13 protein-coding genes and 4 pseudogenes are annotated in these 14,929 nt (G+C 70.2%); 2 read left to right on the top strand and 15 right to left on the bottom strand.

Annotation, left to right across the window (positions count from 1 at the left end; genetic code table 11):
• A pseudogene (locus PS467_RS00350) lies at window positions 1-285 on the bottom strand (DUF6192 family protein); the annotation flags it as partial.
• Window positions 286-509: 224 nt separating this feature from the next.
• Between PS467_RS00350 and PS467_RS00355 the strand changes: the two are divergent.
• Window positions 510-971, top strand: a complete 462-nt coding sequence (locus tag PS467_RS00355) for a hypothetical protein (RefSeq protein WP_311033387.1) — start codon at window positions 510-512, stop codon at window positions 969-971.
• Between the two features lie 248 nt (window positions 972-1,219).
• Here the strand turns inward: PS467_RS00355 and PS467_RS00360 are convergent, their stop codons facing one another.
• The 14 genes and pseudogenes from PS467_RS00360 to PS467_RS00420 form a co-directional block, all read right to left on the bottom strand.
• The gene (locus tag PS467_RS00360; RefSeq protein ID WP_311033388.1) at window positions 1,220-1,666 is read right to left on the bottom strand and encodes a hypothetical protein; all 447 of its coding nucleotides are present in this window, start codon (window positions 1,664-1,666) and stop codon (window positions 1,220-1,222) included.
• Between the two features lie 368 nt (window positions 1,667-2,034).
• Window positions 2,035-2,369: pseudogene (locus PS467_RS41975) on the bottom strand (DUF4399 domain-containing protein).
• 326 nt (window positions 2,370-2,695) lie between these two features.
• Window positions 2,696-2,818: pseudogene (locus tag PS467_RS41980) on the bottom strand (IS5-like element IS4811 family transposase); the annotation flags it as partial.
• Window positions 2,819-3,254: 436 nt separating this feature from the next.
• A complete protein-coding gene (locus PS467_RS00370; protein WP_311033389.1) occupies window positions 3,255-4,061 on the bottom strand; it encodes a VOC family protein in 807 nt (268 codons plus the stop codon).
• Between the two features lie 506 nt (window positions 4,062-4,567).
• Window positions 4,568-5,896, bottom strand: coding sequence for an MmgE/PrpD family protein (locus PS467_RS00375; protein WP_311039732.1), 1,329 nt, complete (start codon window positions 5,894-5,896; stop codon window positions 4,568-4,570).
• Window positions 5,893-6,150, bottom strand: a complete 258-nt coding sequence (locus tag PS467_RS00380; protein WP_311040110.1) for a hypothetical protein — start codon at window positions 6,148-6,150, stop codon at window positions 5,893-5,895. Before PS467_RS00380 ends, PS467_RS00375 begins: the two co-directional genes overlap by 4 nt.
• A 124-nt stretch (window positions 6,151-6,274) precedes the next feature.
• Window positions 6,275-6,955: pseudogene (locus PS467_RS00385) on the bottom strand (LLM class flavin-dependent oxidoreductase); the annotation flags it as partial.
• Window positions 6,952-8,004, bottom strand: coding sequence for an alpha/beta fold hydrolase (locus PS467_RS00390; protein ID WP_311033390.1), 1,053 nt, complete (start codon window positions 8,002-8,004; stop codon window positions 6,952-6,954). The pseudogene PS467_RS00385 and the gene PS467_RS00390, both read right to left, overlap by 4 nt.
• A 306-nt stretch (window positions 8,005-8,310) precedes the next feature.
• Window positions 8,311-9,252, bottom strand: coding sequence for a LysR substrate-binding domain-containing protein (locus tag PS467_RS00395; RefSeq protein WP_311033391.1), 942 nt, complete (start codon window positions 9,250-9,252; stop codon window positions 8,311-8,313).
• Between the two features lie 227 nt (window positions 9,253-9,479).
• A complete protein-coding gene (locus PS467_RS00400) occupies window positions 9,480-10,475 on the bottom strand; it encodes an amidohydrolase family protein (RefSeq protein ID WP_311033392.1) in 996 nt (331 codons plus the stop codon).
• Between the two features lie 4 nt (window positions 10,476-10,479).
• Window positions 10,480-11,007, bottom strand: coding sequence for a 3-hydroxyanthranilate 3,4-dioxygenase (locus PS467_RS00405; protein WP_311033393.1), 528 nt, complete (start codon window positions 11,005-11,007; stop codon window positions 10,480-10,482).
• Entirely contained in the window at window positions 11,004-11,444 is a 441-nt protein-coding gene (locus PS467_RS00410; protein ID WP_311033394.1) for a RidA family protein, read from the bottom strand. Before PS467_RS00410 ends, PS467_RS00405 begins: the two co-directional genes overlap by 4 nt.
• Window positions 11,441-12,262 carry a 2-keto-4-pentenoate hydratase gene (locus tag PS467_RS00415; RefSeq protein WP_311033395.1) on the bottom strand — a complete coding sequence of 274 codons (822 nt, stop codon included), beginning with the start codon at window positions 12,260-12,262 and terminating at the stop codon, window positions 11,441-11,443. The genes PS467_RS00410 and PS467_RS00415 overlap by 4 nt, the downstream gene beginning before the upstream one ends.
• Window positions 12,259-13,737, bottom strand: coding sequence for a 2-hydroxymuconic semialdehyde dehydrogenase (locus PS467_RS00420; protein WP_311033396.1), 1,479 nt, complete (start codon window positions 13,735-13,737; stop codon window positions 12,259-12,261). The genes PS467_RS00415 and PS467_RS00420 overlap by 4 nt, the downstream gene beginning before the upstream one ends.
• 268 nt (window positions 13,738-14,005) lie before the next feature.
• Between PS467_RS00420 and PS467_RS00425 the strand changes: the two genes are divergently transcribed.
• Window positions 14,006-14,884: an alpha/beta hydrolase gene (locus tag PS467_RS00425; RefSeq protein WP_311033397.1), complete on the top strand. Its 879-nt coding sequence runs from the start codon at window positions 14,006-14,008 to the stop codon at window positions 14,882-14,884.
• The last annotated feature ends 45 nt before the right edge of the window (window positions 14,885-14,929 follow it).

The raw sequence follows: 14,929 nt of genomic DNA on the forward strand, positions 1-14,929 counted from the left end.
CTACTCGCCCCGCAGCATGCGGGCCAGCTCGTCGTCCATGTCGACCTTGCCGGTGTCGACCGCAGTCTCGATCCAGTCCAGCGTGGCCCGCACCTTCGCGACGTTCTGGTGCACGATCGTCCGCTCGTCCTCGCCGAGCTGCCGGTCCCGCAGGCCCGGGACGACCCGGCCGGTCGCGGCCACGAAGGAGTGGCAGGCGGTCACCAGGTCCAGGAACTCCACCGTCCGGTCGACCTGACGGACGGCCGGGGCGACCGGGCTGGTCCGCTCGAACATCGACATCGCAGCCGGAGCCGACGGCACGGTGTGGCACGTCAACAGCGCCAACGAGATCTACCGGTACACCGGGGACCAGCCGAGCTGATCGTCGCTTCGATGCGGGCCTGCTGAGACGGGCGAGGGCGGAGTCCGCAGATGCCGGGCTCTCGCCCCGCCCCACCCTGGCGTTCCAGATCGCGGCGATTCTCGACGTCAACGGAGGGGCGAGCACTGCGGGAGGACAGTACAGGGTGTCCACCGCGACGGTCGCCAACCGCGAGGGGGCCAGCGGCACCTGGGAGATCGTCTCCGGATCCTGCGCGGCCCCCCGCACGACGGTCAAGAGCGGGGACATCATCTACCTGCGCAACCTCTACGGCGGCAACGGCGGCTACCTCGACGTCAGCGGTGGCGCCAGCAGCGGCCAGCAGCAGGCCGGCGGCATCTACGACGTCACCACCGCCTACGGCAAGGACCGCGACGGCAACAGCAGCCGCTGGCAGATCTTCGACACCGCCTCCTCTCCCGGCGACGGCCTGGTCCGCTTCAACGACATCGTCCAGCTGTGGAACACCTACGCCAACCGCGGCGGCTTCCTGGAGACCAACGGCGGCAGCAGCGCCTCCGGCGCCCGCTACGACGTCGACACCAACGCCTACTCCAACCGCTCCAACTCCAACGTCACCTTCTGGAAGATCCTGCCCGCCACCTGACCTCTGTGCCGCAGTCTGCGGAGACCTGCCCACGGTCGTGCTCGTGCGGGCGACGTGGTCCCCAGGCACTTGTCCGTGGTGGTCCGCGTCGTCGATGGCGACGCGGACGACCAGAGGCGTATCGGGTGGTCAGGCGCCTGCCGGCGCCGGGAGACCCTGCCCGTCATGCCCCAGGTGTGTCCGGTGGAACATGGGCGAGCCGCGGACACAGGCTGCGGTGTCCTGTGTCAGCGGCTCGCGTTGTGGGGTCAGGTCGGACTCACCCAGTGGGCCGCGACGGTCGTGCGTCCGTGGTCGTTGCTGATGAGGTGGGCGGAGCTGCCGCTGCCCCCTGAGAGGGTGTATGCGTGGAGCGTCACGCGGTCCCCGGCGTCGAAAAGTTCCAGGATCGTCTGTCCCCAGGTGCTCTGCAGGCCCACGCTCGACCCCTGGATGCCGGCCAGTGCCTCACTGCCGCGCAGGAGCGTGCCGTTCTTGAACAGCGATGTGGTGACCCAAAGGGCCCCTGACCCGGGGTAGATCGACGCGCGGGCGCTGTAGGAGATCTGCCACACGCCGGGAAAGGGGATCTCGAGTTCCGGGACATCGGGGATCTGCTGGTCGACGTTGGTGAGGGCTCGGTCGAAGCTGAGCGGGTCGATCTGTACCCATTGCGGGCCTCCCCGCTGAGAGACCGCGGTGGTCGAAGAAGTCATGTCTGTCACGTTGCGCATGACAGTGACATGTTAAGCGGCATTCAAGGTTGTTTGACGGGATAAAGCCGTTCATCTGGCCGGAAGGCCGCGGAGAAACGTCACTACATTCGGTGCTGCTGCGAGCGCTACAGGCGTCCCGATCACCTGACTGATCGGGCACTGCCTCACAGGGCACGTGCAGGGATGAGCTTCGGCTTCATCACATCGAAATCGGGCACGGAGCACTTCGCCCACTGCAGGTCGGTCCGAGACGCCGGACCCCTGTCCCTCCGCGACGGGCAGAAGGGCGCCTTCCTGGCCGCTGAGGGTGGACGGCGCAGCCGCGCCGGGCGGCGCACCGAGTGTCGCCCGGCCCGATCGCCGCGCAGTCACATGGCGTTCACGGTGATCGTCTGGCTGGCTTCCGGCCCGTAGGAGCGGTGCGCGCCGTCGGCGAACTGCACGGTGAGGGTGTGCCGGCCCGGAGGAAGCCTGATGTCGGCCTCGGACTGGGCCTGGCTGTAGTGGATCGAGCGCTCGCTGACGGCACGACGTTCCCCTTCGGGACCGGCCTGCCGTCGATGAGCAGGCAGTGGTGGCCGGTGTCCGGCGTCATGTCGCCGGCGGGGCGCAGCTCCATGCCTTCGAGGCCGAATTTGACGTGCACCGGGCTGCTGACTGTGGCGCCGTCTGCCAGCTCGGCGAAGTACACACGGGCTTCCATTCGCTCTCCCGTTCCCGTTCAAGGCATGCACAAGTGAGCCGGTTCCCGGCCTCCGCCCACTCTGGCAGGAACAGGCCTATCCATTACCAAAACGCCGCAATCTGACGAGACCGAAGCCCGCGAGTGGGCTACCACCAGCGAGAAAGCCGCCGACGGCCCCAAGCCCGCAGCCCTCCCGACGCAGCCCGGCCCGATGAAGTTGCAGAAGCCGCCCACGCCCGACGGCCGCCGCGCCCGCAGAACTGGCTGAGGCTTCGTCCAGCTGGCCTTCGCCGGTCAGCCGTCGACAGCGGCCGGTTTCCCCGGTCAGCTCGGGGGGCACCCTTCCGGGCGAGGCGCCTGGTCATGAGGGTGATGGCGGCCCAGGTGATCAGAGTCTCGGAGTGCTGGATGAGCCGTTCGTAGTCCCTTGCCTGGCGGCGGACGTGCATCATCCAGGCAGGCGACCTACGCCTACCGATTACTGTGACCGTTCGCCGTACGGTTCCGCCCGGCGCCTCCAGGCCCTCACCTCGCACCGGGCTGAGCAATACAGAGCGTCCGAACGGCGGTCGACCCCGGCCACCCACCGGGCCCCGCACTCCGGGCACACCGCCTCACCATCGCCGTGCTGAGCCGCTGCCAGAAGCCGGCGCAGCCGGCGCTCCTTCCGCCACTGCCTGGCACGACACACCGACAAACAGAACTCCGCCCTGGACCGGGCATCCGGCCCCAGCCGTTCACCACAGTCCCGACAGATCCTCTCCCTAGCCCATCCAGCGTCCTCGGACACCTGGCCAGCGTAGGACTCCAGGCTGCTAAGAACCGAGGCCTGGAAACACGCACTAAAGATCACCAACAGAGTCACGACGTTGCACGCAGGTTGCCGGTTACTGAGACGCCCTCCTAGGGGTTGGCGTCGGCGGGCACGGCCGTTTCGCCCGGCCGTAGCCCGAGCCCGGCGATCTCCGGCACGGCCAGGGTGCCGCCGTCCGACAGCAGCAGCGCCGTGATGGCGTCGGCCGGGCCCTCGGTGAAGTGCCCGTGTGCGCCCGGGAGGGGGACGACCGTGCCCGGTTCGCCGACGGGAATGCCGGTGACCCGGCTCAGCCACGCCGCGGCGGCGGCCGGGTCGGGCGTCTCGATGACGAAACCGGCGAGGTCGTACGGCCCCCGCCGCGTGGTGGCGGCCCGGTACTCGCGGAAGATCGTGTCGCGGTCCGGGGTGTACGTGATGAAGAACGGAGCCCATGACGGAACGCCGTCACCGGTCAGGACCGCCTCGGCGAAGGAGACCGGGGCGCCCTCGGAGGCGAAGGTGTGCAGCTCGACCGTGTGGCCCTGGGCGCGGAGCCGCTCCGTGGTCGCCGCCACGTCCGCGACGTGGATGGCGAAGTTCAGCCCGCCGCCGCCCGCCGCGAGTAGCGCGTCGATGCGGGGCATCCAGGGCACCATCGCCTTGCCGTAGGGCGAGGCGTCGAACTCGGCCCGGTCCTCGACGGTGAAGGTCTCCACGTACCGCACGTCCAGGCGCCAGGCGCCGTTCCTGTAGCCGCGGCAGGGCGGGTTGGCGTGGGCGGGGAGACCGGCCCGGGTATAGGCCCGTACGGCGGAGTCGACGTCGGGGACGCAGTGCAGCAGATGGTCGAACTCCGGGGATTCCGGGGGCCCCGGGGGCTCAGGAGTCTGCGGTAACGGCTGTCGCGTATTCATGGATGCCAGTATCACCTGGCGGGGCTACGACGGCAGGGTCCACATCGGCAACGACCTCGACCGCATTCCACTGAGGTGAATCCTGGGGCGCCGCGGTAGTGATGCCGCACAGCGAGCGGGTGTCGTTCCGCACCGGATCCCGTCCGCTCCAACCCGGGTCTTCGAACGTCAGCGGTGCGTCGTCCCGAGTGGCTCGACCCGGACCGTCTGCCCGTCGCACTGCTGATGCCGGTAGCCCGGCTGCCGACGCCGCTCGTTCACTGACCGGGTCCCCCCGCTACCGGCGCGGGTCACCATGCGACTGCGGGCCGCGGCCGGACACCGGACAGGCGCAGCCGGGTCCACCGTCATCCAGGCCGCCCGGGATCTGCACCTGTCCTGGCCGACCGTGATGCATGCCTTCCGCGGGCAGGCCCGCGAAGCCCTCGACGCGCCCCTGCCCGAGGTCGGCGTGCCGGGCGTTGCCGAGACCCGCCGAGGCAGGCCAGTTCCGCAGAGTCCGTTGATCACCGCCGCAGCAGTTGGCACAGGGTGTTTCGCAGATCGCCGACGTCGCGCACGGTGTCCAGGGACAGGCACTGCGCGATCCACTGCTCCCAGTGGCTGTCACCTGCGTCAGCGCCGATGGTGCGGCGGAACTTGGCCGTGACCGCGTCACCGGGCAAGGGGCGGGCGGCGCCTCCACCGCTGCCCAGGCACTCCTTCTCGACCCGCTGTCCGTCCGCGAGATCGACGACCACGCGCGCGCCCCAGCGGTCCGGCAGGTGAGCGTCGAGTCCGGGGGCGTGGTCCAGGGCCACCTCCGGCACCCCCTGCGGCAGCGCGCCCCTGTAGAAACCGACGTCCGCGGCGGCTCCGTGGAGCCACGCGGCGACGGCGAAGACCGCGCTGGCCGCGGCCTCGGTGGGACCCGCCGGCGCACGATCGGCGGTGACAAAGCGCAGCAGCGCCTCGGGCAGCAGGATCTCGATGCGTCGGGCCTCCGCGATCGGCCGCCCCTGGGCCGCCAGCGCCTCCAGCGCGTCCAGCGCCGCGTGCAGCGGCCGGGCGCACGGATACACCTTGAACACACAGCCGTTCAGGTGCGGTTCCGTCTCGGTCGAGGCCGGTGCGGCGCGCGTGCCCAGCGCCGCGGCGGCGGGCCCGTCCAGCAGGGTGCGGCTGGCCCGGGCGCCGATGCGGGCCAGGTGGGCGGCCTCCGCTCCGTCGGCCGCCGCGCGCCCGGCCAGCAGGTAGTGGCCCGCGCCGAGCTCGTCCGCGCTGAGCAGCCCGCCGAGGCCGGCAGCGGCCAGGCCCAGGGCTGCGGTGGTCTCCTCATGGTCGAGGTCCAGCAGGCCGGCCGCGGCGGCGGCCGAGCCCAGTGCGCCGAAGACGGCGGTCGGCCACCAGGCGGTGCCGTACAGGCGGGGTCCGCCGAAGCGCAGTCCCGCCTCGACGATCACCTCATAGCCGGTGATCACGGCGTCGACAACAGCCCTGCCCGACCGTCCTTCGCGGTCGGCCACGGCCAGGGCGGTCGGGACCACCACGGCCGCGGGTGCCACCGCCGCGGCGGGGTGCAGGGCGTCGTACTCGTCGGCGTGTGCGAGCACGGCCTCCGCCCACAGGGTCGTGCGCAGCCCATGCCGGCCGGCCAGGGCGGGCGTGCGCAGCCCCCCGGGGACGCCGGTGTCCGTCACGAACCGGCCCAGCTGCGCCGCGAGGGGGTGGGTGCTGCCGGCCACCACGCAGCCCAGTGTGTCGAGGACGTGGAGGGCGGCCAGCGACCGAGTGCCGGCGTCGGCCTCCTTGGCCCGGTGGCGGCCGCGCAGTGCCAGCTCCTCCAGCACACTCACCGGATCGCTCCCGGCCGCATGGCGGGCAGCACCGTGGAGCCGACGCTTTCGATCAGCTCGGTGGGCAGGTCGTAGGAGCCGACGTGCTGGAGGAACACTCCGGTCACTCCGGTGGCGTGCAGTTCCCGGAGCCGTTCGGTGATCTCCTGAGCGGTGCCGAACAGGCAGAACTCCTGGGCGAAGCGCAGGGCTGCCTCGTCGCTGACCCACTTGGAGCAGATCTTCACGGCCGTGTCCCAGTCCTCGGCGTGCACGAGATCCGGGTAGACCCCTTCCACCTGAGCGGGGACGTCCAGTTCGATCCCCGCGAGGGGCGAGGAAGGGAGCTCCGCCGTTCTGCGCGATCGAGGCGCAGATCGGTTTGAGTCGTCGCGCGTCGGCCTCGACGTCGTCGGTCACCGCGCAGAACGCCGAGACCGTCAGTGGGACGGCCTCGGCGGCGCGGCGCGCGGCCTCGGCTCCCTCCCGCACCCGCGCGATGGCACCGGCCAGGGTCTTCGGCGAGGCGCCGCTGAGCAGGATGACACCGTCCGCTGTCTCCCCGGCGAGCCGCAGGTTCCGCGGTCCGCTGGCGGCCACGTGCACCGGTACGTCCGGCTGAGGATCGCGGAGCCGGGAGCGGACGCCGCCGAAGTCCCACTCGTGCCCCGCCAGCAGCGCCCGCAGCATGCCCAGTCCCTCACGCAGCGCGGCCCCGGTGCTCGGGCGCAGACCGATGGGGCCGACCGAGCTGTTGCCCACACCGAGGCCGAGGGTGAACCTGCCAGGGGCGAGCTCGGCCACACTGCGCGCGGCCGAGGCGACGACGGCCGGGTGCCGGGTCACCAGATTGGTGACCGCGGTGCCCAGCCCGATCCGTTCGGTGTGCAGGGCGGCCGCGGTCAGCACCGTGAACACGTCCCGCCACAGCAGCTGGGAATCGGGGAACCACACCTGGTCAAAACCGAGTTCCTCGGCCCGGCGCACGGATCCGACCAGCCGGTCCGCCCGGTCGCACGGCGGGATGCGGACACCGACCCGCAGGCCGGCGTCCGGCCCGGCCGCTGCCGGGGCGTTCATGCCCGCCCCCGGCCCAGGAACTCGACCGCGAGCTTGTTGAACCGGTCCGCGTGCTCGTGCTGGGGCCAGTGTCCGCACTCCGGGAAGATCTCCAGGGCCGAGCCCGGGATCGACTGCTGCATCCGGTGCGCTTCGGGGACGTTGCCGAAGGGATTCTGCGCGCCCCAGACGATCTGGGTGGGCGCGGCGATCCGGGCCATCTGCTCCGGGGTGAGGAGGTCTTCGGTCCGGTTCTCCATCTTCTGCAGGCACAGCAGCTCGTCGATGCCGGCGACGAACTCGGGCCGGTGGTAGATCGCGTGGCGCACGTCGACGAGCTCCTCGGAGACGTTCACCGCGTCGTGCATGAGCAGTTCCAGGCGGCGGCGGGTGAGGTCCCTGTCGTCGCTGGTCACAGCTGCCTTGGTGCTGGTGCGGATACGGTCCATGACCTCGGGGTTGGCCACGGTCCCGCCCGGGGCGACGAGGATCAGCCGCCCGACGCGGTCGGGGTGGTCGGCGGCCAGGCGGCCGGCCACCCAGCCGCCGAGCGACTCGCCGATGAAGTGGGCGCGCTGGATGGCGCGGCTGTCGAGGTAGTCCAGCACGTGCCGCACATAGCGCGGGATGCGCAGGTCCCCGCCCGGGTTGGCGGTGTAGCCGTGGCCCAGCATGTCGAGGGCGTGCAGTGCGAAGTGCTCGGACAGCTCCGGCACGTTGCGCACGAACGCCTCGAGGCGGCCGCTGGTGCCGTGGAGCATCACGACGGCCTCGCTCTCACCGGCGCGCAGCACACGGGTGCGGGCTTCTTTCAGGATCTCGATCGTCTGCTGCTGTTCACGGACCTCCTTGCGCAGCCGCTTGAGCTCCTCGCGCCCGGCGCTGGTCAGCTCACCGGACTTGCCCTCGCCCCGGTCCGCCTTCACCCGGCGGTACCAGCCGCGCAGGGACTCGGAGCTGATCCCGAGCTCCCGGGCGACGGCGGTGACCGTCTTGCCCGAGGAATCCACGAGCGCGATCGCGTCCCGCTTGAACTCCTCGGTGTACCGCTTCGTGTACTTGCTTCCCACCTGGTGTCACTTCCTGTGGAACCTCAAGATCCCAGTCTCCAGGTGTCCAAGCTTCACCGCCGGAGACACCCGCCGAGGCCGATGATGTAGCCGCTGTCGGTCCACACGTCGCCAACCGCATAGGTGCCGGTGCAGGGGCTCGGGCAGGAGTCGTAGGGGTAGCGTGCGAGTACCGCGTCGACGTGGGCGCCGTATTGGTCGCGAACGGTCTGCCGGCTGGTGTCACGCCGTCACCATCGCCGACAACCTTTCGGTTGGCCGGCTCGGGGAGAAACGAGCCCCACGGCTCCTTCGCGCGGCCGGAACTCAGCCGGATTGAGCCTGCCGCGGGTGCACAGAGTCCGCGACGGTGACGAGCGACTGCATCATGGCCTCCGAGGCCGGGCTCAGACGGCGTCCGGCCGCGAGGGTGATCCCGACGCGTGCGCCGACGAGGTCGAGCGAGATCGGCAGTGCGGTGAGCCGGGGGTCGCTCGCGCCGATGAGTTCCGGTAGCGCGGCCACCATATCGGTCTCCACGAGGAGCTGGCGGATGGTGAGGAACGCGGTCGTCTCGACGCGGTTGGGGGGCAGGGAGCAGTCGTTGCGGTGGAAGAACTCCTCGAGTTCCGTGCGCAGCGCCGTCTCCACCCCCGGCAGGACCCACGGGTAGGCGATCAACTCGTCGAGCGGGATCTGGGTGCGTGCCGCGAGCGGGTGCCCGCTGCGCGCGATCACGCGGATGGTCTCCGCGTGCAGCGTCTGCTGGATCGTCCCCTCCGGGGGGACCGTCGCCAGGCGGCCGATGATGAAGTCGATCTTGCCTGCGACGAGGTCTTCGAGCAGCGCCTCCGGCGTCGCTTCGCGCACGACGATCCTCAGGGCGGGGCGGTCTTGCTTGAGCTGGGCGATGGCCCGCGGCAGCAGGAGGTTGGAGCCCGCGAGATGGGTGCCGATGACCACGTGGCCGCGAGTGGCGTCGGCTATCTCCTGGAGATGCCGGCTCGCCTGGTTCATCTGGGCCAGCGCCGAGCGCGCGTACTGGGTGAAAGCGTCACCGAACTCGGTGGGCTGGATCCCCCGGGGGCCGCGTTCATAGAGGGTGACACCGAGGATGCGTTCGAGATCCTGGAGGCTGCGGGTCACCACGGGCTGGGTGACGTGGAGCGCGGCCGCGGCGCCGACCACGCTCCCCTGGCCGGAGAGCGCCTCGACGAGGAGGAGATGGCGGAATTTCAGCCGCCCATCCAACATCCGCGGTATTTCCATATGAGAATGGTAGACCGCCTTCCATCCTGAGGCATAACCACACGGCTGTGTGCATCACCATGGACATACCCGCTGGTGGAGCCTGGTCCGGATGCCCGGCGACGGGCTTGTTCGAGCAGTGGAGTGGCGGACCCTGGCCGTGATGGCACGGGTACCAGGGTCCGCCGGTCCCGACTGAGCGGATGTCACTCGGATGGAGTTTCACCTTTCGGAGGGCCGGTTCGCGGTCAGCGATCGGCAGGCACGCGCCCGACCCAGCGCAGCGCGTTGCCGCCGGCGATCGCCTCGCGCTCCGCGGCGCTGAGGAAGTCGGCCTTCCGCAGCACCTGGCCGACGGGCCGTTCGCCCAGCGGGTAGGGGTAGTCGCTGCCCAGCATCACGTGGTCCGCGCCGAGGGTGTCGACCAGCGTGCGCAGAGCCACGGGATCGAAGACGACGCTGTCCACGCTGAACCGGCCGAGGTAGGCCGAGGGCGGCAGCTGCGAGGTGGCGATGATGTCCGAGCGGCGATGCCAGGCGTTCTCCAGGCGCCCCAGCCAGAACGCGAAGGATCCGCCGCCGTGCGCGAAACAGATCCGCAGCGAGTCCGGCACCCGGTCGAACACTCCGCCGAGGATCATGGCGAGCAGGGAGAGGTGGGTCTCCGCCGGCATCCCGGTCAGCCACCGCGCCATCCAGCGTTCCAACCGCGGGGAGGTGGGCATGTCCCAGGGATGCACGAAGACCGGCGCGCCGCGCGAGGCCGCGTGCTGGAGGAAGGTGACGACGCCTTCCGCGTCGAGGTCCTGGTCGCCGACGTGATTGCCGATCTCCACCCCGATATGCCCGGCGTCCAGACAGCGGTCGAGCTCGCGGCAGGCCGCGTCGGGGTCCTGCAGCGGCACCTGGGCGAACGGAATGAACCGCTCCCTGTCGGGTGCGCAGATCTCCAGAGCGAGATCGTTGAAGATCCGGCAGACCTTGACCGCCTCGGCACCGCTCAGGTCGTACCCGAAGAACAGCGGTGTGGGAGAGACCACCTGGGCCTGTACTCCATCGGCCGCCATGTCGGTCAGTCGGGCCGACACGTCCCAGCAGTTAGATTCGATGGCCCGGAACTCGGTCTCCCCCACCATGATCATCGCCTGGCGTTCCGACTCCACCCGCAGCCAGGGACGTCCGGGACCGAGATCCGGCCAGCCGACGGGGACGTAGTGGGTGTGTATGTCGATGACAGCGGACACCGGATCAGCCCTTACCGGGGTGCAGCGTGCCGCAGTTTCCGCACGTGCGCTGCTCGACGGACGCGTGGAAGGCCTCGAACACCGGGGGCAGGTCGGCGACGATGTCCCGCACCTGCAACTCCACCGAATGCACCTTCGTACCGCACTCCAGGCAGAACCAGCCGAACTGCTCCGTCGTCCCCTCGGGGCGGACGCGCTCCACCACGATGCCGATGGATCCTTCTTCCGGACGCTGTGGTGAGTGCCAGGTATTGCCGGGCAGCAGCCACATGTCGCCTTCGCGGATGTCCACGCGCTGCGGACCGTCCTCGGTGATCACATTGACGTGCATATTGCCCTTGACCTGGTAGAAGTACTCCTCGAACGGGTCGAAGTGGAAGTCGAGCCGCTGGTTGGGGCCGCCGACGATCTGCACGATGAAGTCACCGCTGGTGTCCCACATCGCCTTGTTGTTGACCGGAGGCTTCAGCAGGTGCCCGTGCTCCGAGAGCCACTGCGGGAAGTTGAAGACCGGAGGCAGTGACGACGTCATGAGAGCTCCTTGGTGGTAAGGCCGGGCCGGCGCACGGCGACGGCCTGGATCTCGATGAGCAGATGCGGGTGGGGAAGCTGGTGGACCGCGACGGTGGTCCGCGTGGGACCAGAGGCGTCGAAGTACTCGGCCCAGACGCGGTTGTAGCCGCCGAAGTCGTTCATGCTGACCAGATAGGCGGTGACCTGGACGAGGTCATCGAGAGTGCAGTCCACGGCGCGGAGAACGTCACGGATGTTCTCGATCACGGCCCGGGTCTGCGCCTCGATGTCGAGGTCCGTCACCCCCATCGCGTCGGCGCTGGCCCCGGCGAAGGTGTTGTCGGGGCGGCGGCTGCTGGTCCCGGAGACGAACACCAGGTCACCGACGACCTTGACATGCGGGAATCGGCCGCGAGGGGTTGCCTTTCCCTCGACGACGAGGGACTCGTCGTTCATCGCTCCTCCGCGGGTGTGCCGGTGGTGGTGACGCGGACGGAGCCCAGACCCGGGACGGCCGCGCTGACCGTGACCCCGCCCGGGAGGGTCACCGCGGCGGTCGCCGCCCCGGCCAGCAGTACGGAACCGGCAGGCAGGACGACCCTCTGGGCCGCGGCCATGCGTGCGATCGCCGGCAGGGCGAGAACCGGGTCACCGAGGATGTCGCTGGTGCTCCCGGTCGCCACGACCGCGCCGTCGATCTCCAGCGTCACCGGCCGGTCGTCGAACCGGGCCGCGGCGGAGGTGAGATCGGTCGGCTGCCAGGGCCCTGTCACGAACCCGGCTGCCGAGGTGTTGTCGGCGACTACGTCGGTGAGAGAGAACCGGAAGTCGCGGTAGCGGCTGTCGATGATCTCCAGACCGGGGGCGACCGCGTCGACGGCGGCCCGCAGCTCGGCCTCGGGATCGGCCGAGGCACGCGCGTCGAACCGCGCACCGAGACGGAAGGCCACCTCCGGTTCGACGCGCGGGTGGATGAAGGCCTCCAGGGCGACGCCACCACCGTCGACGTACTCGCCGCACGCGTGCAGCCGGCCGAAGATGACGTCGGAAACACCCATCTGCAGCGCCTTGGCCTTGCTGGTGAACCCCAGCTTCACACCGACGAGACGGTCACCACGGGCCGTCCGCAGATCGGAGCTGAGCGCCTGCACACGGTAGGCGTCGTCCAGGGTGAGGGAGGCGGACCGGCTCAGCTGCGCGATCGCCCGCCTGGACGTGACCGCCTCATCGAGAGCCGAGGCGTACCGGGAGAGAGGAGAGGTCGATGCGGTCACAGGGCCACGCACACATTCGTCGTCTCGGTGTAGAAGTGCAGCGAGTGCTTTCCGCCCTCGCGTCCGATACCGGAGCGGCCCGTCCCGCCGAAGGGGGCGCGCAGGTCGCGCAGATACCAGGTGTTGACCCAGGAGAGGCCGACGTCCATCGCCTGCGCCACCCGATGGGCCCGGTTCAGATCACTGGTCCACACCGAGGCGGCCAGCCCGTAGTCGGTGTCGTTCGCCAGGCCGATCGCCTCCTCCTCGGTGTCGAAGGGGATCAGCGCGGCGACCGGACCGAAGACCTCCTCGCGCACGGTACGACAGGAGTTGTCCAGTCCGGTCCACACCGTCGGTTCGATCCAGGCTCCGCGCGCCAGATCCTCGCCGAGATCGGGTATGCCGCCCCCGGCGAGGACCTCGGCCCCTTCCTGCACGGCGAGCTCGAGATACGACATCACCTTGGCCCGGTGCCCCTGCGAGATCAGCGGGCCGGTCGTCGTGCCGGGGGCGTGCGGGCGGCCCAGGCGCAGCCCCCGGGCCCGCTCGGCGATCCCGGCCGCCAGTTCGTCGAAGAGCCCGCGCTGTACGTAGACCCGCTCGGTGCACAGGCAGACCTGGCCGGTGTTCAGGAACAGCGACCGGGTCAGCCCGTCGAGGGTCCGCTCCAACGGGGAGTCGTCGAAAACGACGGCCGCGTTCTTGCCGCCCAGTTCGAAGGAGACGGGCACCACACGCGGGGCGACCTCCTTCATGATGGTCGCCCCCGTCGAGGACTCACCGGTGAAGGTGACCCCGTCGATCCCCGGGTGCCGGGTGAGGAACTCACCCGCCGAGTCCGGGCCGAAGCCGTGGACGACGTTGTACACGCCGTTCGGCGCGCCCGCCTCGGCGATGACCTCCGCAAGCAGGGTCGCCGTCGACGGAGTCTCCTCGGACGGCTTGACCACCACTGCGTTGCCACAGGCCAGCGCCGGTGCCACCTTCCATGTGAGCAGCAGCAGCGGAAGGTTCCAGGGCACGATGACGGCCACGACACCGAGCGGCTTGCGCACCGCGTAGTTGAGGGCGCCGCGGCCCACGGCCGTGTCGGTCAGATACGAATCGAGACCGGCGGAGGAGATCGTGTCGGCGAAGGACCGGAAGTTCGCCGCCGCGCGGGCCACGTCCAGTTCGCGGGCCAGCGCCACCGGTTTACCGGTGTCAAGGACCTCGGCGTCCACGAACGCTTCGAAGCGCGCCTCGATCCCGTCGGCGATCCGCCTCAGCAAGGCGGCTCTGTCCCGGTCCGTGGAAAGGCCCCAGCGGCCGTCGAACGCCCGGCGCGCGGCCCGTACGGCGGCGTCCACCGTCTCCTGCCCGGCCTCGTGCACCACGGCGACACGAGCCCCGTCGACCGGGCTGATTTTGTCGAACGTGTCCGCACCTTCGACGAAGCTTCCGTCGACGAAGTTCCGGAGCTGAACGACCTCGGTTGGCGAATCGTCAGTCATGAGGGGACCGTACGATCGCCTTTTCATGCCCGTCCAATGCCGATCCGGGCTTCAGGCATAGCCATTCAGGCATAGCGGGACCGGGCGGTGAGGAGGGTCAGGCGCGTGCGTCGTGCGGAGCCGGACCAGGGGGCGCACACCCGCGGTATGACCGTATGGCGATAGGTGCGGACCAAGTAGGCATTACCCGAGCTGCTGCGGGCCTGGTGATGATACGGACCACTGCACACCGGAGCCGCCAGGGCACCGGCGATGACGAGGAGGACCAGTGGCCGGAAGCCAAGCAGTCCGTCCGGCGGACACCAGTGAGTTCTTCACCTGTCGGCGCCCGGAGGACTATCACCCCGACTGGCCGGGCTTCTATCGGCAAGCCGCACGCCGCCGCCAGGAGCTGCGCTCACGGGTGCCCCATGAGGTCGACCTCAAGTACGGTCCCGACGCCCACCAGCTGGTGAACGTCTACCACCCCGGGCCGCCCGCCGTCCCCACCGGCGCCGGATCCAGCGACCGCCCGGTCATCGTGTACTTCCACGGTGGCCGCTGGCGCGAGGGCCACCCGGCCTACTACGACCACCTCGCCGGCCCCTGGTTGGATGCCGGCGCGGTCTTCCTGTCCTGCGGCTACCGGCTCGAACCACGCCACACCATCGCCGACGCCGTCGCGGACGCGGCCCTGGCGGTGGAGTGGGCGCGTGCGAACGCCGCCCGTTACGGGGGCGACCCGGAACGCATCACCGTGGCCGGGCACTCCGCGGGCGGTCATCTCGCCGCGATGGTCACGCTGACCGACAGCTCCCCCGGTCCGGTGGCGGGCGCCGTGTGCATGAGTGCGCCCACCGATCTGCGGGGCATGGTCGAAGACCCGGCGCAGGCCCTACGGCTCAGCCCCGCCCTGCGGGTGAGCCGCAGCCCCGAGCGGGTGGTGATCTCCTTCGGGGATCCGGAGCCCAACCGGAAGACGGACGACGACCTCTGGCTGACCCGCCAGGGACGGCTGCTCGCCGACGCCCTGACCGACGCGGGCAGGTCGCCGGTGACCGTGGCGCTGACCGGGACCGACCACATCGGCACCGCCACCGCCTTCGCCGAACCGAAGTCGGAGCTGTTCGAAGCCGCACACCAGGTAGTTTTCGGAGGCACCCGATGAGACAGGACGAGAGCACGGCGACGGGGAGTGGGCCGGGAAGTGTCC

Source organism: Streptomyces luomodiensis, assembly GCF_031679605.1.
Taxonomy (GTDB): Bacteria; Actinomycetota; Actinomycetes; order Streptomycetales; family Streptomycetaceae; genus Streptomyces; species Streptomyces luomodiensis.

Bases quoted from the DNA above. Each gene is read 5' to 3' on its own strand.
- PS467_RS00420 (WP_311033396.1), bottom strand. From the start codon at position 13,737: ATGACTGACGATTCGCCAACCGAGGTCGTTCAGCTCCGGAACTTCGTC.
- PS467_RS00360 (WP_311033388.1), bottom strand. From the start codon at position 1,666: ATGACTTCTTCGACCACCGCGGTCTCTCAGCGGGGAGGCCCGCAATGG.
- PS467_RS00405 (WP_311033393.1), bottom strand. From the start codon at position 11,007: ATGACGTCGTCACTGCCTCCGGTCTTCAACTTCCCGCAGTGGCTCTCG.
- PS467_RS00395 (WP_311033391.1), bottom strand. From the start codon at position 9,252: ATGGAAATACCGCGGATGTTGGATGGGCGGCTGAAATTCCGCCATCTC.
- PS467_RS00370 (WP_311033389.1), bottom strand. From the start codon at position 4,061: ATGAATACGCGACAGCCGTTACCGCAGACTCCTGAGCCCCCGGGGCCC.
- PS467_RS00410 (WP_311033394.1), bottom strand. From the start codon at position 11,444: ATGAACGACGAGTCCCTCGTCGTCGAGGGAAAGGCAACCCCTCGCGGC.